23 protein-coding genes are annotated in these 22,310 nt (G+C 45.8%); 9 read left to right on the top strand and 14 right to left on the bottom strand.

The window, feature by feature from the left end:
• Positions 1-37 precede the first annotated feature (37 nt).
• The 8 genes from BU202_RS09305 (at position 38) to BU202_RS09265 (ending at position 8,544) form a co-directional block, all read left to right on the top strand.
• Positions 38-853: a Cof-type HAD-IIB family hydrolase gene (locus BU202_RS09305; RefSeq protein WP_075105508.1), complete on the top strand. Its 816-nt coding sequence runs from the start codon at positions 38-40 to the stop codon at positions 851-853.
• A gap of 662 nt (positions 854-1,515) precedes the next feature.
• Positions 1,516-2,508 (top strand): PTS sugar transporter subunit IIB, encoded by a 993-nt coding sequence (locus BU202_RS09295; protein WP_075105506.1) that lies wholly within the window; start codon positions 1,516-1,518, stop codon positions 2,506-2,508.
• Positions 2,509-2,676: 168 nt separating this feature from the next.
• A complete protein-coding gene (locus tag BU202_RS09290; protein ID WP_075105505.1) occupies positions 2,677-3,477 on the top strand; it encodes a PTS mannose/fructose/sorbose transporter subunit IIC in 801 nt (266 codons plus the stop codon).
• Positions 3,478-3,492: 15 nt separating this feature from the next.
• A complete protein-coding gene (locus tag BU202_RS09285; protein WP_075105504.1) occupies positions 3,493-4,404 on the top strand; it encodes a PTS system mannose/fructose/sorbose family transporter subunit IID in 912 nt (303 codons plus the stop codon).
• Positions 4,405-4,720: 316 nt separating this feature from the next.
• Positions 4,721-5,092 carry a DUF956 family protein gene (locus BU202_RS09280; RefSeq protein ID WP_075105503.1) on the top strand — a complete coding sequence of 124 codons (372 nt, stop codon included), beginning with the start codon at positions 4,721-4,723 and terminating at the stop codon, positions 5,090-5,092.
• 211 nt (positions 5,093-5,303) lie between these two features.
• Positions 5,304-6,581 (top strand): serine--tRNA ligase, encoded by a 1,278-nt coding sequence (gene serS, locus BU202_RS09275; protein ID WP_075105502.1) that lies wholly within the window; start codon positions 5,304-5,306, stop codon positions 6,579-6,581.
• A 234-nt stretch (positions 6,582-6,815) separates the two neighbouring features.
• Positions 6,816-7,673: a hypothetical protein gene (locus tag BU202_RS09270; RefSeq protein WP_075105501.1), complete on the top strand. Its 858-nt coding sequence runs from the start codon at positions 6,816-6,818 to the stop codon at positions 7,671-7,673.
• 10 nt (positions 7,674-7,683) lie between these two features.
• Entirely contained in the window at positions 7,684-8,544 is an 861-nt protein-coding gene (locus BU202_RS09265; RefSeq protein ID WP_089503463.1) for a hypothetical protein, read from the top strand.
• A gap of 62 nt (positions 8,545-8,606) precedes the next feature.
• Here the strand turns inward: BU202_RS09265 and BU202_RS09260 are convergent, their stop codons facing one another.
• From BU202_RS09260 to BU202_RS09195, 14 genes are all read right to left on the bottom strand, one after another.
• Positions 8,607-9,374: an acetyl-CoA carboxylase carboxyl transferase subunit alpha gene (locus BU202_RS09260; protein WP_075105500.1), complete on the bottom strand. Its 768-nt coding sequence runs from the start codon at positions 9,372-9,374 to the stop codon at positions 8,607-8,609.
• Complete coding sequence (accD, locus tag BU202_RS09255; protein ID WP_075105499.1) at positions 9,371-10,237, bottom strand: acetyl-CoA carboxylase, carboxyltransferase subunit beta; 867 nt, start codon at positions 10,235-10,237, stop codon at positions 9,371-9,373. Before accD ends, BU202_RS09260 begins: the two co-directional genes overlap by 4 nt.
• A gap of 35 nt (positions 10,238-10,272) precedes the next feature.
• Complete coding sequence (accC, locus tag BU202_RS09250) at positions 10,273-11,643, bottom strand: acetyl-CoA carboxylase biotin carboxylase subunit (RefSeq protein WP_075105498.1); 1,371 nt, start codon at positions 11,641-11,643, stop codon at positions 10,273-10,275.
• Between the two features lie 276 nt (positions 11,644-11,919).
• Positions 11,920-12,363 carry a 3-hydroxyacyl-ACP dehydratase FabZ gene (gene fabZ / locus BU202_RS09245; protein WP_075105497.1) on the bottom strand — a complete coding sequence of 148 codons (444 nt, stop codon included), beginning with the start codon at positions 12,361-12,363 and terminating at the stop codon, positions 11,920-11,922.
• Positions 12,360-12,824, bottom strand: a complete 465-nt coding sequence (gene accB / locus BU202_RS09240) for an acetyl-CoA carboxylase biotin carboxyl carrier protein (RefSeq protein ID WP_075105496.1) — start codon at positions 12,822-12,824, stop codon at positions 12,360-12,362. The genes fabZ and accB overlap by 4 nt, the downstream gene beginning before the upstream one ends.
• Positions 12,825-14,057, bottom strand: a complete 1,233-nt coding sequence (gene fabF, locus BU202_RS09235; RefSeq protein WP_075105495.1) for a beta-ketoacyl-ACP synthase II — start codon at positions 14,055-14,057, stop codon at positions 12,825-12,827.
• 11 nt (positions 14,058-14,068) lie between these two features.
• On the bottom strand, positions 14,069-14,803 hold the full coding sequence (fabG, locus tag BU202_RS09230) for a 3-oxoacyl-[acyl-carrier-protein] reductase (protein WP_075105494.1): 735 nt from the start codon (positions 14,801-14,803) through the stop codon (positions 14,069-14,071).
• Between the two features lie 3 nt (positions 14,804-14,806).
• On the bottom strand, positions 14,807-15,730 hold the full coding sequence (gene fabD, locus BU202_RS09225; protein WP_075105493.1) for an ACP S-malonyltransferase: 924 nt from the start codon (positions 15,728-15,730) through the stop codon (positions 14,807-14,809).
• A gap of 1 nt (position 15,731) precedes the next feature.
• A complete protein-coding gene (gene fabK / locus BU202_RS09220) occupies positions 15,732-16,697 on the bottom strand; it encodes an enoyl-[acyl-carrier-protein] reductase FabK (RefSeq protein WP_075105492.1) in 966 nt (321 codons plus the stop codon).
• 195 nt (positions 16,698-16,892) lie between these two features.
• Positions 16,893-17,117: an acyl carrier protein gene (locus tag BU202_RS09215; protein WP_075105491.1), complete on the bottom strand. Its 225-nt coding sequence runs from the start codon at positions 17,115-17,117 to the stop codon at positions 16,893-16,895.
• Between the two features lie 60 nt (positions 17,118-17,177).
• Positions 17,178-18,155 (bottom strand): beta-ketoacyl-ACP synthase III, encoded by a 978-nt coding sequence (locus BU202_RS09210; RefSeq protein WP_075105490.1) that lies wholly within the window; start codon positions 18,153-18,155, stop codon positions 17,178-17,180.
• Complete coding sequence (fabT, locus tag BU202_RS09205) at positions 18,152-18,586, bottom strand: fatty acid biosynthesis transcriptional regulator FabT (RefSeq protein ID WP_075105489.1); 435 nt, start codon at positions 18,584-18,586, stop codon at positions 18,152-18,154. Before fabT ends, BU202_RS09210 begins: the two co-directional genes overlap by 4 nt.
• Positions 18,587-18,705: 119 nt before the next feature.
• Positions 18,706-19,497, bottom strand: a complete 792-nt coding sequence (gene fabM / locus BU202_RS09200) for a trans-2-decenoyl-ACP isomerase (protein ID WP_075105488.1) — start codon at positions 19,495-19,497, stop codon at positions 18,706-18,708.
• 241 nt (positions 19,498-19,738) lie between these two features.
• Positions 19,739-20,377, bottom strand: coding sequence for an HAD family hydrolase (locus BU202_RS09195; RefSeq protein WP_075105487.1), 639 nt, complete (start codon positions 20,375-20,377; stop codon positions 19,739-19,741).
• 138 nt (positions 20,378-20,515) lie between these two features.
• Here BU202_RS09195 and BU202_RS09190 point away from each other — a divergent pair, with 138 nt between their 5' ends.
• Entirely contained in the window at positions 20,516-21,865 is a 1,350-nt protein-coding gene (locus tag BU202_RS09190) for an aspartate kinase (RefSeq protein ID WP_075105486.1), read from the top strand.
• Positions 21,866-22,310: the final 445 nt, after the last annotated feature.

Genomic DNA, 22,310 nt, shown 5'->3' with positions numbered 1-22,310 from the left:
CTCAATCCACTATAGCTCTCAGAAAGGAGTTACCTGTATGAAGAAAAAAATGATTGCCCTTGACTTAGATGGCACATTATTAAACAAGAATAGCCAATTGAGCGCCTTTACGATTGAGACCATTCGCAAGGTCCAAGAAGCTGGTCACACCGTGATTGTTGCGACGGGTCGTCCCTATCGCATGGCGCGCCATTATTATAAAGAACTAGGACTCACAACGCCGATGATCAACTTCAATGGCTCTCTCATCCACATTCCAGACCAACAATGGGAATGGGAGCAAAATATCCTCATTGACAAGCGCTACCTGATTGATTTTCTAAAAGAAGAAGAACAATTCCAAGCTGACTTTATTGCTGGAGAATACAAAAATAAGTTTTTCATCACCCAAAATTACTTGGACAACTTTAGTCCCGCTCTCCTAGGTGTCGAGCAAATCACTCCCGATACCTTGATAAAGCCTGAGCGGATTACATCAGACCCCCACTCGATTTTGATGCAGACCCGCGCCGCAGACAAGTACGCTCTGGCCGATGACATCAATCGCTATTTCAATGATGAACTGGAAATCAACACTTGGGGTGGCCCTCTCAATATCCTTGAAACCTGTGCCAAAGGGGTGACAAAAGCCTCTGCCCTCACCTATCTGCTCGACCACTACCGGATGGACGCCAAGGACTTGATTGCCTTTGGTGACGAACACAACGATGTTCAAATGTTGTCCCTAGCAGGAACAGGCTACGCCATGAAAAATGCCAGCGACACCCTCCTCCCCTATGCGGACTGCTTGACAAGCTACACCAATGATGAAGACGGTGTCGCAAGAGAACTGCAAGCCCTATTTTTAGACTAAGCCTGTCAGCTCCTCTCTGAGGAGTTAATCAGATTGAAGAAAAAGTTCTTTTTTGATACTTTTCTTAGGTGGCGCGGACGGTAGCGACTTCCTGCGGAGTAAAATAATCCAGTGGATTATTTTAGCCCGAGCCCAGAAACAAAGGAGCGAGGATAATCGATTTCTGCGAAATCACGATTTTTGCCCCTCTCCCTCCTTTTACCACAGCGAAAAGTATCTGATGAGGCTCGCTTCGCTCGCGAAAATCGAAAAATCGAATGTTGAGTTAGCAGGGCTTTTGAACTTGTTTAAATAGAAAATCGGGTTTATCTACGTTCTAAACCAAAATCAGATGGCACATTTTTCTGTCATCTTTTTTCTGGTGTTTTGGGGTATAAAAATCCTTTATCTGTCAATTGTTCTTTGCAAACAATTCTGTAAATGTATAGACCGATTTCAGAAATTTTCTACAAAATTTACTCGCAAATAGCACATATCTACTTGACAGAATCTTTGAAACCGTTTTATAATAAGACAGTTCAAAAATGTCGTCTCAATTGACAGCAACATGGAGAACTTTAGTCAGATGAAAGACACTAGGAAATACAGGGTCTTAGATAGGCAGGCACTGGGGAGATGAAATGTCCTTTTACTGGCTAACAAAATTTTTAGGAGGAAACATAATGAGTATCGGAATCATTATTGCAAGCCATGGTGAATTTGCCGCTGGTATTCATCAATCTGGCTCAATGATCTTTGGCGAACAAGAAAAAGTACAAGTTGTCACTTTTATGCCAAATGAGGGGCCAGATGATTTATACGCAAAATTCAACAATGCCGTGGCTACTTTTGATGCGGATGACGAGGTCTTGGTCCTAGCCGACTTGTGGAGTGGGTCACCATTCAACCAAGCAAGCCGTGTCATGGGAGAAAACCCAGACCGTAAGTTCGCTATCATCACTGGTTTGAATTTGCCAATGTTAATTCAAGCCTACACAGAACGCATGATGGACGCAAATGCAGGCGTTGCTGCTGTTGCTGCAAACATCATCAAAGAATCAAAAGACGGAATCAAAGCCCTTCCAGAGGAACTAAACCCTGTAGAAGAAACAGCTGTTGCTGCTAAAACTGAAGTGGCTCAAGCTGCTATCCCTGAGGGAACAGTTATCGGAGATGGGAAATTAAAAATCAACCTTGCTCGTATCGACACACGTCTCTTGCACGGTCAAGTAGCAACTGCTTGGACACCAGATTCAAAAGCAGACCGTATCATCGTTGCTTCTGACTCAGTAGCTGCTGACACACTTCGGAAAGAATTGATTAAACAAGCTGCGCCAGGAAACGTGAAAGCAAATGTCGTACCAATCCAGAAATTGATTGACGTTGCAAAAGATCCTCGCTTTGGAAATACACATGCCCTTATCTTGTTTGAAACGCCTCAAGATGCCCTTCGCGCCATTGAAGGCGGTGTGCCAATCAAGACCTTGAATGTCGGATCAATGGCTCACTCAACTGGTAAAACCATGGTCAACAATGTGCTTTCTATGGACAAAGAAGATGTCGCGACCTTTGAAAAATTGCGTGACCTTGGTGTTGAATTTGACGTACGGAAAGTACCAAACGATTCGAAGAAAGACTTGTTTGACTTAATCAACAAAGCAAACGTGCCTCACTAATACTCTTCAAAAATCAGTGATTGATGATGTATCAGGTGAAGGACTTGAGCTGTTGCCTATCACACTTGAGCCTTTTATCTGATTGAAACATCATCTCTACGCACAAAGAGGAAGAAACAAGCGTTTCACCCTCATTCTATCTACATTTATGAAAAGAAAGGATCTATCATGTCATTACTTTCAATGATTTTGGTCGTTGTAGTCGCATTCCTTGCTGGTATGGAAGGAATCCTCGACCAATTCCAATTTCACCAACCAATCGTTGCTTGTACCCTTATCGGTCTTGTAACAGGTAACCTTGCAGCAGGTGTTGCTCTCGGTGGTGCCCTTCAACTAGTTGCTCTTGGTTGGGCAAACATCGGGGCTGCTGTTGCTCCAGACGCTGCGCTTGCATCTGTTGCTGCGGCGATTATCCTCGTAAAAGGTGGCGACTTCTCTCAAGGTGCCATCAGTGTCGCTCAAGGGATTGCGATTCCTCTTGCGATCGCTGGACTTTTCCTTACTATGCTCGTTCGTACAGCTTCTGTCGCTCTTGTACACGGGGCTGATGCCGCTGCTGAAAAAGGAAACTTTGCTGCGCTTGAGCGTTACCACTTAGTCGCTCTTTCTCTTCAAGGACTTCGTATCGCTGTCCCTGCGGCCCTTCTGCTTGCGATTCCTGCTGAATCTGTACAAGCTATGCTGAACCTCATGCCTGAATGGCTTAAAGGTGGTATGCAAGTCGGTGGTGGTATGGTGGTAGCCGTTGGTTTTGCCATGGTTATCAACATGATGGCAACGCGCGAAGTATGGCCATTCTTTGCGATTGGTTTCGTACTTGCAGCTGTCACTCAAATCACCTTGATTGGTTTTGGTGCCCTTGGTGTTGCAATCGCTCTTATCTACCTTCACCTTTCAAAAACAGGTGGAAATGGCGGCGGAGGTGCTACCTCTAACGACCCAATCGGCGATATCTTAGAAGACTACTAAGAAGGGAGATTTACAATGTCAGAAAAATTACAACTTTCAGTAAACGACCGTAAAAAAGTATGGTGGCGTTCACAATTCCTTCAGGCTTCTTGGAACTACGAGCGTATGCAAAACTTGGGTTGGGCTTACTCTTTAGTACCAGCTCTTAAGAAACTCTACACAAATAAAGAAGACCAAGCGGCAGCCCTCAAACGCCACATGGAATTCTTCAATACTCACCCATACGTGGCAGCTCCTATCCTTGGAGTAACCCTTGCCCTTGAAGAAGAACGTGCAAACGGTGCTGAAATCGATGATGCGGCTATCCAAGGGGTGAAAATCGGTATGATGGGACCTCTTGCAGGTATCGGTGACCCAGTCTTCTGGTTTACCGTTCGTCCAATCCTCGGTTCCCTCGGAGCTTCTCTTGCCCTTTCAGGAAATGTAATCGGACCAATCATCTTCTTTGTTGCATGGAACCTTATCCGTATGTCCTTCTTGTGGTACACACAAGAAATCGGCTACAAGGCTGGTTCTGAAATCACCAAAGACATGTCAGGTGGTATCCTCCAAGACATCACAAAAGGGGCGTCTATCCTTGGTATGTTCATCCTTGCAGTCCTTGCACAACGTTGGGTATCCATCAACTTTACTTTCAATGTATCAGAAGTACCACTTGCAGACAAAGCCTATATCCACTGGGATCAATTACCAGCTGGCAGCGAAGGAATTCGTCAAGCCTTTGAACAAGTCGGTCAAGGACTTTCACAAACTCCTACGAAAATCACAACCTTCCAAGATAACTTGAACGGTTTGATTCCAGGATTTATGAACTTGCTCCTTACCTTCCTATGTATGTGGTTGTTGAAGAAAAAAGTTTCTCCAATCACCATCATCATTGGACTCTTTATCGTTGGTATTCTTGCTCGTGTAGCAGGTATCATGTAATCTCGTCAAAAATCAAATTCTGACGTCGTTAACTCACCTTACTCCAACGGTCTGGGAGACTGTTGGGGTTTGGAAATAACCTAAGTTATGTCTGCGGTTTAGAGGAAGCTAGCAAGGCTAGCCTTATCTCCAACCTTTCACAATTCTCAATTGTGAAAGCTGGTCAGAACTTTGATTTTTATAGAGTATCATAAAAGAAGGTTTCGGCCTTCTTTTTTAGATAATCTGATGAAAAACCATACAAGACTGTCTCACCCTCTACTTCATCAGAGCAAATATGGTATAATAAGAAAAATATCACTCATAAGGAAAAATTATGGTACAATCACAAAATAAAGTCGTTGACTTACAAACCACCGGGGTTTCCTACCTAGGAGTGGGAGGCAAGGTCGGAAAATTCCTCATCGGCGACAAGGCCTTAGAATTTTATGCCGATGCCAATGTCGAAGACTACATCCAAATCCCCTGGGAAAATGTCCAACAGATTGGCGCCAACGTCTCTGGTAAGACAGTGAGCCGGCATTTCCAAGTTTTTACAGACAGTGGAAAATTCCTCTTTGCTTCCAAGGATTCAGGCAAGATTTTAAAAGAAGCTAGGGCACATCTCGGCAATGAAAAAGTCGTGAAATTACCGACACTTTTGCAAACCATCGGGCAATTTTTTAAAAATCTATTTGCCAAACGCTAAAAAATCCAGTATAATAGGTGCAACGGATAAGTAATATCAGGCGTTTTTCAGGAAGTCTGCGGTCGCTGTGAGCAGATAAACAAATGGTATGAAATTCTACCGTGTAACCCATTTTGATACTGAAATAAGTGCACTCATGTGAAGTTGGATGGAACCGTGGCTCTTGTCACTCCAACGCTTCCATGGGTGCGTTTTTTATAGGAGGAAAACCATGTTAGACATGAAACGCATTCGCGCAGATTTTGACGGAGTGGCTGCAAAACTCGCAACCCGCGGAGTTGCCACCGAAACCCTTACTCACATCAAGGACCTCGACACCAAACGCCGCGAAGTCTTGGTCAAGGTGGAAGAGTTAAAGGCAGAACGCAACACCGTCTCTGCTGAAATCGCCCAAGCCAAACGCAACAAGGAAAATGCAGACGATAAGATTGCGGCCATGCAAGCACTCTCTGCCACCATTAAAGGATTAGATGCGGAACTCCTTGCCATTGATGAGGAATTACAGGCCATTCTCGTCCTCTTGCCAAATACACCACATGACAGCGTACCAGTCGGGGCAGACGAAGAAGAAAACGTAGAAGTACGCCGCTGGGGTACACCGCGTACATTTGACTTTGAACCAAAAGCCCACTGGGACCTCGGTGAGGACCTCGGCATTCTAGACTGGGAACGCGGGGCCAAAGTAACTGGCGCTCGCTTCCTCTTCTACAAGAACCTCGGTGCTCGCTTGGAACGTGCCCTCTACAACTTCATGCTCGATGAGCATATCGCAGAAGGCTACCAAGAAGTCATCCCCCCTTACATGGTCAACCATGATTCTATGTTTGGTACAGGTCAATATCCAAAATTCAAGGAAGACACCTTTGAGCTAGATGGCACCAACTTTGTCCTCATTCCGACAGCTGAAGTGCCATTGACCAACTACTACCGTGATGAGATTGTCGATGGCAAAGACTTGCCAATTTACTTCACTGCCATGAGCCCGTCTTTCCGTTCAGAAGCTGGCTCTGCTGGTCGTGATACCCGCGGTTTGATTCGCTTGCACCAATTCCACAAGGTTGAAATGGTCAAATTTGCCAAACCAGAAGAATCCTACGAAGAGCTTGAGAAAATGACGGCTAACGCTGAAAATATTCTCCAAAAATTGGGACTTCCATACCGCGTTCTTGCTCTTTGTACAGGCGATATGGGCTTCTCTGCGGCTAAAACCTACGACTTGGAAGTCTGGATTCCAGCGCAAAATACCTACCGTGAAATCTCTAGCTGTTCCAATACTGAAGATTTCCAAGCCCGCCGTGCTCAAATCCGCTACCGTGATGAGGCGGACGGTAAGGTCAAACTCCTGCATACCTTAAACGGTTCAGGACTTGCCGTGGGACGTACCGTTGCTGCCATTCTCGAAAACTATCAAAACGAAGACGGCTCTGTCACTATCCCAGAAGTCCTTCGTCCATACATGGGTGGTGTTGAGGTGATTGCACTCAAATAAGACAATTTAAATCGTTTAAAATAGGTTGAGCCTTGCTCAACCTATTTTGATTTGTGCAAACAGTATAGCCACTAAAACACCTACCAGCAAGGGATTAGCCATTTGTTTTTACTCATCAACCAGAAAAAAATCGGATGCATCTTTCGTGAATGGCGAAAAGCGATTTATCCTCGTGTAATCACTTGATTACTTTTTGAACATTTGATATACTAAAAATAAAGGAGTTTTTTGAAGATGAAAAAACTTACTATTTATATCACCGCGCTGTTTTCCGTCCTCTGTATGTGTTTTGTGGTTATTCAAAGCGCAGAAGCCACAACCTACATTGACGATGATGAATTTTATTTAGATGAAACCACGGTACCTCAAGGGAAGATCATCCTTGGGCAATCTGGGCAAGTTCTTCCATTACAGGATGGACCCTTAAAAGATTTTCAGAATCCCTATTTTTATTCTTTTGCTCCAGATTCTTCTAGTGATGTCTTAGAAATAGATGATACTGGTCATTGGAAAGCAGTGAGACTTGGTAAAACAAGATTAGAGATTAGTGTTGATAATTCTTCGAATCGATTCTTTGACTATATGAGAGACTATATGAGACAGCACGATTTAGAGCCTATGCCTATTCCTAATGGAGCAAGACCTGATACAGTAAGAACCAAGGAGACCAAGGAGTACGATATTGAAGTCGTTCCAGCAAGTAGCCCCGTCTACCGCCTTTACCAACCAGACTTAAAAGTCCATCTCTATACCATGGACGAAAATGAGTATCGTATCCTTGGAAATCATGGCTGGGACCAAGAAGGCCAAGCCTGGACTAATAACAACGCTTCTGGTACTCCTGTCTACCGCCTCTACCACCCAGGCCTAAAAGTTCATCTTTATACTATGGACACAAACGAGTACCAGGTCCTTGCGACCCGTGGTTGGAACCAAGAGGGGGAAGCCTATAAATCAAGCGGCAGTACACCGGTTTATCGTCTCTACCACGCAGGCATCAAAAAACACCTCTACACACGAGATGTCAATGAAAAAAATGTCCTCTCGACTCGTGGTTGGAAGTACGAGGGTGTCGCTTGGAATGTGGAGTAAGGAGAAAATAATGAAATTAACTAAACCGTTGAAGTATATAGTATGCGCAGGCTTTATGCTTTGCCTTCTTGTCATTTCTTCTATCTCTTCTGTAAAAGCAGAAGAACTCATCTATGATTATTATGTTTTTCCGGAATATTTTGATGAAACTACTATTCCGAGTGGAGAAATTGTTATTGGTGAAACCGGTCAGGTCCGTCCCAATCAAGCCAGCATATTAAAAGATTTTCAGTATGCTTTTCATTATGTAGTTTCAGACCCAAGTATTCTTTCAATTGACAAAACAGGAAGATGGAAAGCCTTAAAAGAGGGTGAAGTAAGGCTTTCCGTATATGGTCGTCGTGAATATAATGAATCTCCAGAATTCGAAGCTGAACTAGATAAATTTGGTTTTAAGCGAAAATTATCACCGATAGGGACTACTGATATCCAATACAATGTTCAGAACACTATAAAAGTTGTCGGTAAAAATCATAATGTCTCACCCGTCTACCGCCTTTACCAACCAGATTTAAAAGTACATCTCTATACCATGGACGAAAATGAATATCGCGTTCTTGGAACAAGAGGTTGGCACCAAGAGGGACAAGCCTGGACCAGCAATAACGCTTCAGGTACTCCTGTCTACCGTCTCTACCACCCAGGCCTAAAAGTTCATCTCTACACCATGGATACAAATGAGTACAAGGTTCTTGCGACCCGTGGTTGGAACCAAGAGGGGGAAGCCTATAAATCAAGTGGCAACACCCCAGTTTATCGTCTCTATCACGCAGGTATTAAAAAGCACCTCTATACACGAGATGTCAATGAAAAAAATGTCCTCTCGACTCGTGGTTGGAAGTACGAGGGTGTTGCTTGGAATGTAGAATAAACAATAAACAAGAGGAGCAAAGACAATCGATTCTTTCGAAATCATGATTGTCTTTACTCCTTTTAGTATTTCCGAAAGCGCTCGTAACGCTTAGCGACGAGTTGCTCTGCTGGAAGAGAGCTCAAGTGCTGAAAGGTCACAATCAGCTCTTGTTTTAGGCGCTCTACCAGTGCTTGCTGGCTTCCCTGCTCTGACATCACCCGATCGACCACTCCCATTTCTAAGAGTTCATAGGAGGTGATTTTCATCAGCCTTGCAGCCTCCATTGCCCGGCTAGCATCTTTCCATAAAATCGATGCAAACCCTTCTGGACTGAGCACTGCATAGATGGCATTTTCTAACATCCAGACCTGATCCGCTACTGCAAGGGCTAGCGCTCCGCCAGAACCTCCCTCACCGATAATAAGGGCGATAATCGGAACCTTTAGGTCACTCATCTCCATCAGATTTCGAGCGATGGCTTCGCCCTGTCCCCGCTCTTCTGCACCGATTCCTGGATAGGCTCCTGCTGTGTTAATCAGGGTGAGAATGGGCCTGCCAAATTTTTCCGCCTGTTTCATCAAACGGAGTGCCTTGCGGTAGCCTTCTGGATGTGGCTGGCCAAAATTGCGCTTGAGATTGTCCTGCAAGCTCTTGCCTTTTTGAATGCCCACTACCGTAAGAGGCTTTCCACCTAAGAATCCGACACCACCAATCACCGCACCGTCATCGCGAAACTGACGATCACCATGCAATTCCATGAAATCATCTAAGAGTAGACGAGCGTAGTCCAGACTGGTCAACCGTGCCTGATCCCGTGCCTGTCGAATGATTTTTGCAATCTCCGTCATTTCTTTCCTCCGTGCAATCGTACTAGGTAGCCAATGGTCTCCCGCAATTCCTGACGCTTGACAATGGCATCTACAAAACCATGTTCTTGCAGAAATTCCGCCTTTTGAAAGTCATCTGGCAGCTGCTCCCGAACGGTGGTTTCAATGACACGGCGACCTGCAAAGCCCACCAAGGCCTGCGGTTCCGCCAAAATAATATCGCCCTCCATGGCAAAGGAGGCGGTCACGCCACCTGTTGTAGGGTCCGTCAGCACAGTCAGGTAAAAGAGACCTGCATTGGAATGGCGTTTGACAGCGGCAGAGATTTTTGCCATCTGCATGAGGCTCATAATTCCCTCCTGCATACGGGCACCACCAGAAGCGGTAAAGAGGACAACTGGCAATCCCTGCTCTGTCGCAAGCTCGAACAGGCGGGTAATCTTTTCACCGACAACCGTCCCCATACTGGCCATGATAAAGGAAGCATCCATGATACCAAGCGCTACCTCCTGTCCCACAATCCGTGCCCTTCCTGTCATGACAGCCTCATCTAGGCCAGTCTTTTTGCGGACTGCGGCTAATTTTTCCAGATAATCGGGAAAATCCAAAGGATTGTTGGTTTCTATTCCTGTAAACCATTCTTCAAACGAGCCTTCATCGACCGTCAAGGCCAAGCGCTCAAAGGCACTAATCCGAAAGGTGTAGGAACAATGCTGGCACATCTTTTCCTGTCCCAGCTCCTTCTGATAAATCAGGCGCTTGCAGGCAGGACATTTTGAAAATAGGGCATCGGGTACTTCTGGCTTTTTCTGAGCGGTCTCGTTCAAGAGCGACCGATTGGGATTGATGCGAATATATTTATCCTTTTTTCCAAATAGAGCCATGAACTCCTCCTTTTTCTAGTGATGGCTGCTAGAGTTTATTCCAAACCTCCTTGATAGCGAGGCAAAAACTCTTCCATCAGATAAGCCGTATCATAATCCCCTGCTACAACTCGCTTATCTGCAATCAAGTCCAACTGAAAATCCGTATTGGTCACAAGACCGTCAATTTCCAACTCATAAAGGGCCCGCTGCATTTTCATCAGGGCCTCAAAACGGTTGGCACCATGGACAATGACCTTGGCAATCATGCTGTCGTAGTAAGGGGGAATGGTGTAGCCCGGATAAACAGCCGAGTCCACACGCACCCCGACACCACCGCTCGGTAGGTAGAGATTGGAAATCTTCCCTGAGCTCGGTGCAAAGTGAAAGGCTGGATTTTCAGCATTAATCCGGCATTCAATGGCATGTCCTTGAATCTCGATATCTTCCTGCCTTACGCTCAATTCCTGCCCTGCAGCAATCCGAATTTGCTCCTTGACAATATCGACCCCTGTCACAAACTCGGTCACAGGATGCTCGACCTGCACGCGGGTATTCATTTCCATGAAGTAGAATTGACCGCTTGCTTCGTCTAAGAGAAATTCAATCGTTCCTGCATTTTCATAACCAACCGCTGCTGCTGCGCGCACCGCTGCTTGTCCAATCTGCTCCCGCAGGGTTTGTCCAATAGCAATCGACGGAGCTTCTTCTAGCACCTTTTGGTTGTTGCGCTGTAGCGAGCAATCCCGCTCCCCCAGATGCACAACATGGCCGTATCGGTCCGCCAAAATCTGCACCTCAATGTGTCTGGCTGGATAGATGACCCGCTCCAGATACATAGCACCATTTCCAAAAGCAGCCTTGGCTTCACTTGATGCCGATTCAAAGGCGGATACGAGATCTTCGGCTTTTTCGACCTTGCGAATCCCTTTTCCGCCGCCACCAGCTGAAGCCTTGAGCATGACAGGATAGCCGATGGCTTCTGCCACAGAAAGCGCCTCATCTGCTGTCATGATTTCACCGTCCGAGCCTGGAATGACGGGTACATTGGCCGCAATCATCTGGGCGCGAGCATTGATTTTATCCCCCATCATGTCCATGACATCGCCAGATGGTCCGATAAATTGAATACCCACTTCTGCACAGAGGGTCGCAAAGGTTGAATTTTCACTTAAAAAGCCAAAGCCTGGGTGAATCGCCTCTGCTCCCGTTACAACGGCCGCTGAAATAATGGCATTCATGTTCAAATAAGAATCCCGCGAACGAGCTGGCCCAATGCAAATCGCTTCATCAGCCAGCATGGTATGGAGAGCTTCCTTGTCAGCCGTTGAATAGACGGCCACCGTTGCAATCCCCAATTCACGCGCTGCTCGAATAATCCGCACCGCAATTTCACCACGATTTGCTATGAGTATTTTCCGAAACATGGCTCTCCTCCTTTCTCTTCATACTATATAAAAATTAAAATTTGATTAGCTTTCACAATCAAATGTAAAAAGGTAAAGGATAAGAGACTGGGCTCAAGTCCAGCCTTTCTTATCAGATATTAGTGAAAATATTGACGCAGTGGTTGATTGACACCTTCGTTCGCTTTTTAAGCTCCAAAGATTGTCTAATCAACTGTGCGGATATCAACAGTCAGGGGAGTGACTGTTGATACCCGAGCCTAGAAACTAGAGAGCGAGGACAACGAAATCAAACTCTTACGAGTTACTGATTTCTGTCCCACTCCCGATGGCAAACGTCAATGTCCCACTCGCTGCCAGTTTTCCATCTACTTCTGCCTTAGCTTCTACGACTGCAATCGTGCCACGGCGTTTGACAAAGCGGGCAGTCATGATGAGCTGGTCCCCCGGCACGACTTGTTTTTTAAATTTGACCTTGTCCATGCCTGCGTAAAAGACCAATTTCCCCTTGTTTTCTTCCTTGGACAATTCCAAGACACCTGCCGTCTGGGCTAGAGCTTCCATGATGAGAACCCCTGGCATGACTGGATAATCTGGAAAATGCCCGTTAAAGAAAGGCTCGTTAATGGTCACATTTTTCAGGGCGACAATCTCATCTTCCGTAACCTCAAGCACCCGATCGACCAAGAGCATGGGATAGCGATGCGGTAGGGCTTCTTTAATTGCTTGAATATCGATCATACAATCCTCACCAATCCTTGTCCAAATTCAATCACATCTTCATTTGCAACCAAGACCTCTGCCACCACACCATCACACGGTGCAGGAATTTCATTCATGACCTTCATGGCTTCGATAATCATTACGGTCTGGCCTTGTTTCACCGTATCTCCTACAGATACAAAGGCTGGCTTGTCTGGCGATGGTGAGAGATAGGCCACTCCTACGAGCGGACTTTCTACTACCGTCCCTTCACTAGCGGCATCAAGTATAGCTCCTGTAGTTGGTGCTGGTGTCGTATCCACTTGAGGAGCAACCACCGTTTCTGATACAGCAACTGGGGCTACAACTGGCGCTGTCGGTTCAGGCTTGTGCTCATTTTTACTAAAGACAAGCTGCACCCCTTCATTTGTATAGGAAAACTCACGTAGACTGGACTGGTCAAATTGAGCCATCAAGTCTTTAATCTCTGTATTGTTCACTTAATCCTCCCAACGTTTAAAGGCAATGACGGCATTATGCCCCCCAAAACCAAAGGTATTGGAAATGGCGTGGCGAATCTCCATGTCACGTCCCTCTCCGTAAATGACATCTGCTTCAATGTCCTCAGATAAGGCTTGGGTCCCTGCTGTTTTTGGAGCGTGCGAATGGCGCATAGCTTCCATCACCGCAACCGCCTCAATGGCTCCTGCAGCTCCCAACAAATGCCCTGTATAGGACTTGGTAGAAGAAACAGGTGTGTCGGTTCCAAATACGGCCACAATCGCTTGGCTTTCTCCTTTTTCATTCGCTGGCGTCGATGTTCCATGCGCATTGATGTAATCAATATCCTCTGGTGCAAGACCTGCTTCTGTAAGCGCTAGTTTCATCGCCTTGATGGCACCGAGTCCTTCTGGATGAGGAGACGTCATATGGTAGGCGTCACAGGTATTGCCGTAGCCTACGATTTCCGCTAGGATAGTAGCTCCACGCTTCTCAGCATGCTCGAGACTTTCTAAGACTAGAACCGCAGCTCCTTCTCCCATGACAAAGCCATTGCGGTCCTTATCAAAAGGAATAGAGGCTCTCAAGGGATCTTCGGTAGTGGAAAGGGCTGTTAAGGCCTGGAAACCACCGATAGCAAACGGGGTAATCGCTGCTTCTGCTCCGCCTGCTAGGATAACATCTTGGAAGCCAAATTTGATTTCTCGAAAGGCTTCGCCAATGGCATCATTTGAAGATGCACAGGCAGTGATAACGCATTTACAAATACCGTTTGCACCTACCTGCATGGCAATATTTCCCGCAGCCATATTGGGAAGCGCCTTAGGGAGAGCCATCGGCCGAATGCGTTTCGCCCCCTTGGTATTCATCTTTTCAACCTGCTCTTCGATTTCCTTGATACCACCGATACCAGTAGATAAGACGACCCCAAAGCGGTCACGATCAAGACTTTCCGTTTCTAAATTTGCATTCGCAACTGCTTCATGAGCCGCATACATGGCATAAAGCGAGTACAAGTCATAACGATTTGTATCTTTTTTGACGAAATATTTATCAAATGGAAAATCGGTAACCTCTGCTGCATTGTGAACATTGTAGCTACTCGTGTCAAACTTGGTAATCGGACCAATTCCGACTTTTCCAGTCTTCAAACTATGCCAAAATTCTTCAGGTGTATTGCCAATCGGTGAGGTTAAACCATATCCTGTTACTACTACGCGATGTGTTGTCATGTCTTACTCCTTTATTGCATGGTTAGGCCACCGTCAATGGCGATGACTTGTCCGGTGAGGTATTCTTGGCGAGCGAGGAAAACAGCGACTTCTGCGACTTCTTGTGCTAAGCCAAAGCGCTTCATCGGAATCTGTCCTAGCATGGCCTCTGTAATCTTGTCCGATAAAACAGCCGTCATGTCGGACTCGATAAAACCTGGGGCAATGGCATTGACACGAACATTGCGCCCTGCCACTTCACGGGCAATGGACTTGGTCAATCCAATCACACCTGCCTTAGAGGCGGCATAGTTGGCCTGACCAGCATTTCCTATCAATCCAACGACGCTGGAGACATTGATAATAGCACCGCTCTTTGCCTTGGTCATTGGTTTTAATACAGCCTGCGTCATATGGAAAGTCCCTGTAAGGTTGACCTTGAGCACCGCTTCAAAATCATCTTCTGACATCTTGAGCGCAAGCCCATCTTTGGTAATCCCTGCATTGTTGACCAAGATATCCACAGATCCTGCCAAATCAATGGCTTCAGCCACCATACGCTTGGCATCTGCCTGCTCTCCAACATCACCCAGCACCACATGAACCTTGACACCATAACTAGAGAAGCTCTCTAAGATCTCTTCTGAAATGCTGCTTCGTCCATTTAAGATGACATTGGCACCTTGCTTGGCAAATTCCTGGGCAATCGCTAGGCCAATTCCACGACTAGACCCTGTAATCAATACATTTTTTCCACTTACTTCCATTTGTTACTCCTCTGTTGTAAACGCTGTGAGTGTCTCCAGATTTTCCACCTGCTGAACACGTGCCGAACGGTCGATTTTTTTCAAAAAGCCTGACAAGACTGTTCCCGGACCAATTTCGACAAATTCTGTCACCCCTGCTGCTTGCATGCAGGCAATCCCATCATAAAATCGCACAGGCTCCATCACCTGACGGGTCAAAAGTGGCACAATCTCCTCCTTGGTCATGACCCGAGCAAGGGTATTTCCGACCAACGGAATCTCAAAATCGCCAAAGGAAATGGTTGCCAAATCCTCGGCCAAGCGCCTTGAAGCGGGTTGCAATAAGGCGGTATGAAAGGGGCCTGATACATTGAGCGGAATCATTCGCTTCACGCCAGCTTCTTTTAACAAGGCAACCGCTGCATCAACCGCGGCTACTTCACCGCCAATGACGATTTGAGCTGGAGTATTGTAGTTGGCAGGGGCTACAACGCCATGAATCGATGCAGCCTGACAGGCACTCTCAATGGTATCCAAGTCCGCATTTAGCACCGCTACCATTTTACCGCTCCCTGCTGGCGCAGCTGTTTCCATATATTCACCGCGCTTTGCCACCAAGGCAACCGCCTCTTTAAAGTCCAAGGCACCTGATGCTACCAAGGCGCTGTACTCTCCCAGAGACAGACCTGCCACCATGTCTGCTCTTGCTCCTTTTTCCTTGAGCAAGCGCCAAATCGCAACCGAAGTCGTTAAAATAGCGGGTTGAGTATAGCGGGTCTGGTTGAGCTTTTCTTCATCGGTATCAATCAAGTCTCGCACATCATAACCAAGGACGCTTGCCGCCTCATCAAAGGTCTGTCTCACAATGTCATACTGGTCATACAAGTCCCGTCCCATTCCCAGATATTGGGCTCCTTGACCAGCAAATAGATAGGCTGTTTTTGTCATCTTATGCTCCATTTCCTGCCCAACGTGCTGCTTGTTCCTTGATAACTTGGGCTGCTCCCTCATAAATATCTTGCACAATCTCGGCACAAGACTCTTCCTTGGTAATCAAACCAGCAATCTGACCAGCCATGACAGAACCGTATTCCACATCACCGTCTACCACTGCATGTTTCAAGGCACCTGCCCCTAGCTCTTCAATGTCTTTGCTGTCTTTCAAGCCACGAAGGAAGTCTTTTTCTGCACTCGCATAGGCTGTCGAGAGCTTGTTTTTAATCGCCCGTACAGGATGGCCAACCACTTGAGCAGAAATGGTGGTATCAATATCTTTTGCCTTAAGAATTTTTGCCTTGAAGTTGGGATGCGCATTGGACTCTTTTGCAACCACAAAACGGGTCCCGACCTGAACGGCTTCTGCTCCTAGCATGAAGGCTGCCGCAGCCCCATGACCATCTGCGATTCCACCCGCTGCAATCACAGGAATCGAAACCGCTTCAGCCACCTGCCGCACCAAGGTCATGGTCGTCAATTTACCGATGTGGCCCCCTGCTTCCATGCCTTCTGCAATGACCGCATCCACACCTAGCTTTTCCATCCGCTTCGCTAGTGCAACACTTGGAACGACCGGAATGACGGTAATACCTGCCGCATGGAACCGCTCCATGTATTTTCCTGGATTGCCAGCACCAGTTGTCACGACTTTTACGCCTTCTTCAATGACCAAATCCACAATATCGTCCACAAAGGGAGAAAGGAGCATGATATTGACACCAAAGGGCTTATTTGTCAGCGCCTTAACCTTGTCGATATTGGCTTTGACGACTTCTTTCGGAGCATTTCCCCCACCGATAATCCCTAGACCACCAGCATTTGATACTGCTCCAGCTAGGTCTCCATCTGCGACCCAAGCCATACCACCTTGGAAAATCGGATACTCAATCTCAAGTAGTTCTGTAATCTTTGTTTGCATCATGTCCCCTTTTCAATTCTTCATTTGCTTAGTTAATCATTTGAATATCAAACAATTAACTAAACAAGGAAGCGGGGTGCTTGTCCCCACTACCTATTTAAAATACTTTGATAGTTCAATGTTTTGATAATCAAAGTATTTACTCCAGTAAAAATGCTAGATACTAGCATTTTTATTCTTTATTGTTCTTCTGTCTTATTTTGTTTGTTCTTCCACGTAAGCGACCAAATCCGCTACGGTATTCAAACCATCTTCTGATTCGATTTGAATGTCAAATTCGTCTTCGATTTCTGAAATGACTTGGAAAAGATCCAATGAATCTGCATCTAAATCTTCAAATGTTGTTGTAAGGGTTACTTCTTCTGCGTCCTTACCAAGTTCTTCCACGATAATTGCTTGTACTTTTTCAAATACTGCCATGATGTTTCTCCTTTAAGAAAATAATAAAAATTTTTAATAACTGTAAAAACAGTTCATTAACTAAAGTGTTAAAAGAATGGCTCCCCAGGTGAGGCCCCCACCAAAACCGCTTAAAACAAGGGTTTGGCTACCATCAAGGAAAATCTTTCCTTGCTCGACACACTCCGATAGTAGAATCGGAATACTTGCCGCACTGGTATTGCCGTACTCCGCCATATTGGCTGGAAATTTACGGATGTCGCTGCGCAACTTCTTGGCCATTTTTTCCAAAATCCGCCGATTGGCCTGATGGAGTAGGTAATAATCCACATCCTCATCCGTCAAGCCCTGACTAGCTAACAAGTCGTCCAAGGTCTTGGTCACATCCCGAATCGCAAATTCAAAGATGGAGCGCCCCTCCATTTTCAGATAGGGAGCATCTTCTCCTGCTTCTGAAAAAGGGGATGAAAGTCCTAGGACCCCCGACTGCAAATCCGTGCCCCTGCTGCCATCTGTCCGATGAATTTCTCCTAAGAAATGCGGCTGATCGGTCGCCTCTAACAAGACACCACCCGCCCCGTCTCCAAAGAGAACCGCTGTGCTTCTGTCTGACCAGTCAAGGGTTTTCGAGAGCGTTTCTGCCCCAATCACCAGCCCCTTTTGGTAGCGCCCTGAAGCAATGAGCTTTTCAGCAGTAGATAAGGCAAAGACGAAACCAGAGCAGGCTGCAACCAAGTCGTAGGCGAAAGCCTGTGTTGCCCCAATCTTAGCCTGAACCCGCGCTGCTGTTGAAGGCATGGCTGAATCGGGCGTAATCGTTGCAACGATGATAAAATCAATCGTTTCTGGAGCAGTACCACTTTTTTGTAAGAGTTGCGTAGCTACCTGCGCGGCTAAATCGCTGGTCTCTTCATCTTTTGTGATATGGCGCCTGCGAATGCCTGTCCGCGAAGCAATCCATTCATCACTCGTGTCCATCAGCTGCGCTAAATCATCATTTTCAATGACCTGCGCTGGCACATAGTGAGCCACCTGACTGATTTTTGCAAAGGTTGTCATTTTAAGTCCTCCAAGAAATGATAGAGTTTCAAGAGACCCTTTTTCATGACCTTAAATTCGGCTTCATCCATGTCTGATGTAATCTGGCGCACCATTTCATTGTGAAATCGTTGGTGCAAACGATAGACCAATCTTCCTTTTTTGGTCAAATGAAGATGAATCACACGGCGATCCTTGGTCGATCGAATCCGTTCAATATAGCCTTTTCGTTCCAAATTATTCAGACTGGTGGTCACCGTACCTAGTGTCACCATCAAAGCACGGGCAACATCGCTCGGAGTTACACCATCTTTGTCACCAATGACATCGATCGTGTGCATTTCCTTGATTGAAATATCCTTGAAGCGGCTCCCCCGCAGACTGGTCTCCTCAATAATGAGCACATTATTAAAAATCGCAGTCAGATATTCATTAATCTTTGCATCTTCCACAATCGAATGCCTCCTTACATACTTTGACTATCAAAGTATACGACAGATTAGTTTGATTGTCAAATATTTTTTGTCACATCGGATAAGATGCAAGACTATCAGGGCAAGATGATGACATCTTATCGGCCTGTAAAGCTCGGTCTGCGGCGTTCAAAATGAGCTCGAACCCCTTCTTTAAAATCTTCTTTAAAGGCTAGTTCTCGTTGCAATTCCAACTCCAGATTAGCGTATGCTTGCCACCCTTCAAATTCACTCTTCCACATCAATTCTTTGATGGCGCGGTAGGAATTTGGCGAATTTCTTAACAGGCGTTTGACCAACTGCTGGCAGGTCTTGACTAATTTTTCCTGCTCGACTACTTTGTACACCAGTCCATATTCCAAGGCTTTTTCTGCGCTTAGACTTTCTCCTGTCATGGCGAGTTGACTGGCACGGGTTGCGCCGATACTACGGCTAAGCAAGAACAGGCCACCCGCATCAGGTGCTAGACCAACACCAACAAAGGCCTGAATGAATTTGGTCTTATCAGAAGCAACCACAAAGTCTGCTGCAACCGCCATATTGGCTGCAGCTCCTGCCACCGCACCGTCGGTCACCATGATGACGGGCTTAGGCAATTTCTTAAGCGCAAAGGAAATCTGGTTGACCAGCTCTGCGATTTTGACCAAGGACGCAATATCATCCTCATCTACAGCCCGTTTCATTTCTACCAAATCACCGCCAACGGAAAAAACAGCCCCCTCTGCTTGGATGAGGAGAATAGCCACTTCATCCGTCCGACTAGCGCTTTCAATTGCCTCTAAGATTTCCTCGCACATCGGAATATTAAAGCCATTTGATACTTCGGGACGGCACAAGGTCAGCCTCGCAATACGCTCTTCTACTTCATACCGAATCGTTTCATAGGTCATCTTTGTCCTCCTTTTATGGTTATAGACTGTCAACTTTTAGTTGCTAGCAGCGTTTCCTTTTGATGAGTGAACCATATCATCAATCAAAGCGAAACGACGATCATTTGATACCTCAAAGAAAGAGGTTTTACGTATTGGAGCTATTCTATCACATATTTTTCAGAAAACAAGGAGTTCTGGTGTGACAGCCGATGCGATTTCGTCTTGGAAATAACAAAAAAGGAGTCAAGGCTCCTTACATTTACAACTTATCTAGCAAATCTCCCAGTCGATCTAAAAAATCATCTGCCTGCGACTGATCTAAGCCCAATTCTTGATCTCGAATGGCCCAGACAGTTAGACCCGCGGCTTTTCCTGCTTCGATTCCTTTCGGGCTATCTTCGATGACCAGAGTTTCGGATTTGGCAAAGCCTAGCGCGCTCCAGGCTTTTTCGTAGACTTCAGGGTCAGGCTTACAGGCTTTACATTCTGTCCCAGAAAAGACATGGGAGAAATAAGAACGAATCCCCGCTTCGGTCAAGGCACGCTCAATCTCGCTGCGATCTGTATTAGAAGCCAGGGCAAGTTCAATCCCCTTTTCCTTTAGACTAGCCAAAACCCTTGGCACATCTGGGAAGAGACAATCCTTGTAGGGCGTTTGTCGACCTTCCTTATACTCTTTATATTCTGCTTCTAGGGCTGGGATATCCCAGTTGTCATAATCGTCCTGCAGGACGAGCTTCCACACTTGATTGGCCCGACCTCCGACAAATATAGCTGGATTTAAGTGAGCAACAGACAAGCCCTTAGTCGCTAGAAAATCTGCTCGCCGTTGGTAGTAAAAGTCTTCTGTCTGAAACAAGACACCGTCCATGTCAAAAATAATCCCTTTATAGGCCATCTACTACTCCTTTTTTGATGTTTTTATATCATTATAGCATAAATCGAAACATTCCTAAACTTTCATACTAAGCCTACTGACAAGCGTAGCAGTTTTTGCTATAATGATGAAAAGCATAAAAGGAGATTGAAAATTGTTATGAAAGTGACAAAATTTGGTGGTAGCTCCCTTGCTTCAGCTGCCCAACTTGAAAAAGTATTCAACATTGTTCAAGCAGATTCAGAACGTCGATTTATCGTTGTATCCGCCCCTGGTAAACGCGATAGCAAGGATACCAAGGTGACTGATGCCCTCATCAAATACTACAAAGAATATACCGATGGCAAAGATGTTTCTGCTAGTCAAGAGTGGATTATCAACCGCTATCAAGCCATGGTGGACGAGCTAAACTTCCCTGGCAAATGTATGAAGAAGATTGCAGAAAGCATTCTTGCCTTGGCAACTCTTCCAATTGACGACAATGAATTTCTCTACGATGCCTTTTTGGCGGCTGGAGAAGACAACAATGCCAAATTAGTCGCTGAATATTTCACCTATAAAGGCGTTCCAGCCCGCTATATCCATCCTAAAAAGGCAGGCATCATTGTCAGCTCCGAACCTGGAAATGCTCGCATTTTGCCGTCTAGTTATGACAAGATTGAAGCCTTAAAAGAGGCAGATGAAGTCCTCATCATTCCGGGATTTTTCGGAGTAACCGTTGACAATCAAATCTGTACCTTCTCTCGTGGCGGTTCAGACATTACAGGTTCTATCGTAGCAGCTGGTGTCAAAGCGGATCTCTATGAAAACTTTACCGATGTGGACGGGATTTTTGCGGCCCACCCCGGTATCATTCACAATCCCCACTCCATCAAGGAATTAACCTACCGTGAAATGCGGGAGTTGGCCTACGCTGGCTTTTCAGTGCTTCATGACGAAGCTCTCCTTCCTGCCTATCGTGGTCGGATTCCCCTTGTCATTAAAAATACCAACAATCCTGATCACCCTGGTACACGCATTGTCCTAAAACATACCGACCATACCCTGCCAGTTGTCGGAATTGCAGCAGATGACGGCTTTGTCAGCATCAATATGTCCAAATACCTGATGAACCGCGAAGTCGGTTTTGGTCGTAAGGTCTTGAATATCCTTGAAGATCTCAATATCCGTTGGGAGCACATGCCGACTGGTATCGACGACCTTTCTCTGGTCTTGCGTAACCGTGAATTGACACCAATCAAGGAAGAAGAAATCCTCCGCCAACTCAATTCAAAACTAGAAGTGGACAAGGCAGAAATCGAGCACGGTCTGTCTATTATCATGATTGTCGGTGAAAACATGAAGAGCCATGTCGGGGTTACTGCAACTGCAACCGCAGCGCTTTCAAAAGAAAATGTCAACTTGGCCATGATTTCCCAAGGTGCAAGCGAAGTTTCTGTCCTCTTCGTTATCAAGACTGAAGAAAAAGAAAAAGCCCTCAAGGCCTTGTATCAAGCGTTTTTCGGGTAAATAGATCGTTCCCCAAAAACCAAGTTTGAAACAGTAGCCAAGGAAGCAAGCTGAAAATCGTAGTTGATTTTATCGAAAAAATAAACTACAATCTAAGTAAGAAGAAGTTCAGTCAGTTACTGACAACGAAAAAGTCCCTTGCGAATTAGGCCTTGCAAGGGACTTTTTTTGCACTCTTTCGAGTGCTCAAGCTAGAGCTACTACTTTTATTACCGCTTGTCTAGCCGTTTTTCAATGTAATACAAGAGTATTCCTGCAATCACATTGGCGGTATACTCCTTTAGTTTTAATCTATTACGTCGTTAACTCGTCTTACCTAACTTCAGTTATGCTTGCGACTCGTTGCCTAGTACTAAATCAAAACTAAAAGACTATAACATTTAAAAACAGTTCCATTCTGGTCAATGACGCCCTTCCCTTTCCTAGGCGGGTATAGTAGAGCCAA

Origin of the sequence: Streptococcus cuniculi (assembly GCF_001921845.1) — a bacterium.
Lineage (GTDB): Bacteria > Bacillota > Bacilli > Lactobacillales > Streptococcaceae > Streptococcus > Streptococcus cuniculi.
Note: the sequence above shows the minus strand (reverse complement) of the source record. Positions and strands in the feature narration are given on the sequence as shown.

Excerpts from the sequence above, each read along its gene's own strand:
- BU202_RS09305 (WP_075105508.1), top strand. The coding sequence starts at position 38 with ATGAAGAAAAAAATGATTGCCCTTGACTTAGATGGCACATTATTAAAC.
- BU202_RS09295 (WP_075105506.1), top strand. The coding sequence starts at position 1,516 with ATGAGTATCGGAATCATTATTGCAAGCCATGGTGAATTTGCCGCTGGT.
- BU202_RS09290 (WP_075105505.1), top strand. The coding sequence starts at position 2,677 with ATGTCATTACTTTCAATGATTTTGGTCGTTGTAGTCGCATTCCTTGCT.
- BU202_RS09285 (WP_075105504.1), top strand. The coding sequence starts at position 3,493 with ATGTCAGAAAAATTACAACTTTCAGTAAACGACCGTAAAAAAGTATGG.
- BU202_RS09280 (WP_075105503.1), top strand. The coding sequence starts at position 4,721 with ATGGTACAATCACAAAATAAAGTCGTTGACTTACAAACCACCGGGGTT.
- serS (WP_075105502.1), top strand. The coding sequence starts at position 5,304 with ATGTTAGACATGAAACGCATTCGCGCAGATTTTGACGGAGTGGCTGCA.
- BU202_RS09270 (WP_075105501.1), top strand. The coding sequence starts at position 6,816 with ATGAAAAAACTTACTATTTATATCACCGCGCTGTTTTCCGTCCTCTGT.
- BU202_RS09265 (WP_089503463.1), top strand. The coding sequence starts at position 7,684 with ATGAAATTAACTAAACCGTTGAAGTATATAGTATGCGCAGGCTTTATG.
- BU202_RS09260 (WP_075105500.1), bottom strand. The coding sequence starts at position 9,374 with ATGACGGAGATTGCAAAAATCATTCGACAGGCACGGGATCAGGCACGG.
- accD (WP_075105499.1), bottom strand. The coding sequence starts at position 10,237 with ATGGCTCTATTTGGAAAAAAGGATAAATATATTCGCATCAATCCCAAT.
- accC (WP_075105498.1), bottom strand. The coding sequence starts at position 11,643 with ATGTTTCGGAAAATACTCATAGCAAATCGTGGTGAAATTGCGGTGCGG.
- fabZ (WP_075105497.1), bottom strand. The coding sequence starts at position 12,363 with ATGATCGATATTCAAGCAATTAAAGAAGCCCTACCGCATCGCTATCCC.
- fabF (WP_075105495.1), bottom strand. The coding sequence starts at position 14,057 with ATGACAACACATCGCGTAGTAGTAACAGGATATGGTTTAACCTCACCG.
- fabG (WP_075105494.1), bottom strand. The coding sequence starts at position 14,803 with ATGGAAGTAAGTGGAAAAAATGTATTGATTACAGGGTCTAGTCGTGGA.
- fabD (WP_075105493.1), bottom strand. The coding sequence starts at position 15,730 with ATGACAAAAACAGCCTATCTATTTGCTGGTCAAGGAGCCCAATATCTG.
- fabK (WP_075105492.1), bottom strand. The coding sequence starts at position 16,697 with ATGCAAACAAAGATTACAGAACTACTTGAGATTGAGTATCCGATTTTC.
- BU202_RS09215 (WP_075105491.1), bottom strand. The coding sequence starts at position 17,117 with ATGGCAGTATTTGAAAAAGTACAAGCAATTATCGTGGAAGAACTTGGT.
- BU202_RS09210 (WP_075105490.1), bottom strand. The coding sequence starts at position 18,155 with ATGACAACCTTTGCAAAAATCAGTCAGGTGGCTCACTATGTGCCAGCG.
- fabM (WP_075105488.1), bottom strand. The coding sequence starts at position 19,497 with ATGACCTATGAAACGATTCGGTATGAAGTAGAAGAGCGTATTGCGAGG.
- BU202_RS09195 (WP_075105487.1), bottom strand. The coding sequence starts at position 20,377 with ATGGCCTATAAAGGGATTATTTTTGACATGGACGGTGTCTTGTTTCAG.
- BU202_RS09190 (WP_075105486.1), top strand. The coding sequence starts at position 20,516 with ATGAAAGTGACAAAATTTGGTGGTAGCTCCCTTGCTTCAGCTGCCCAA.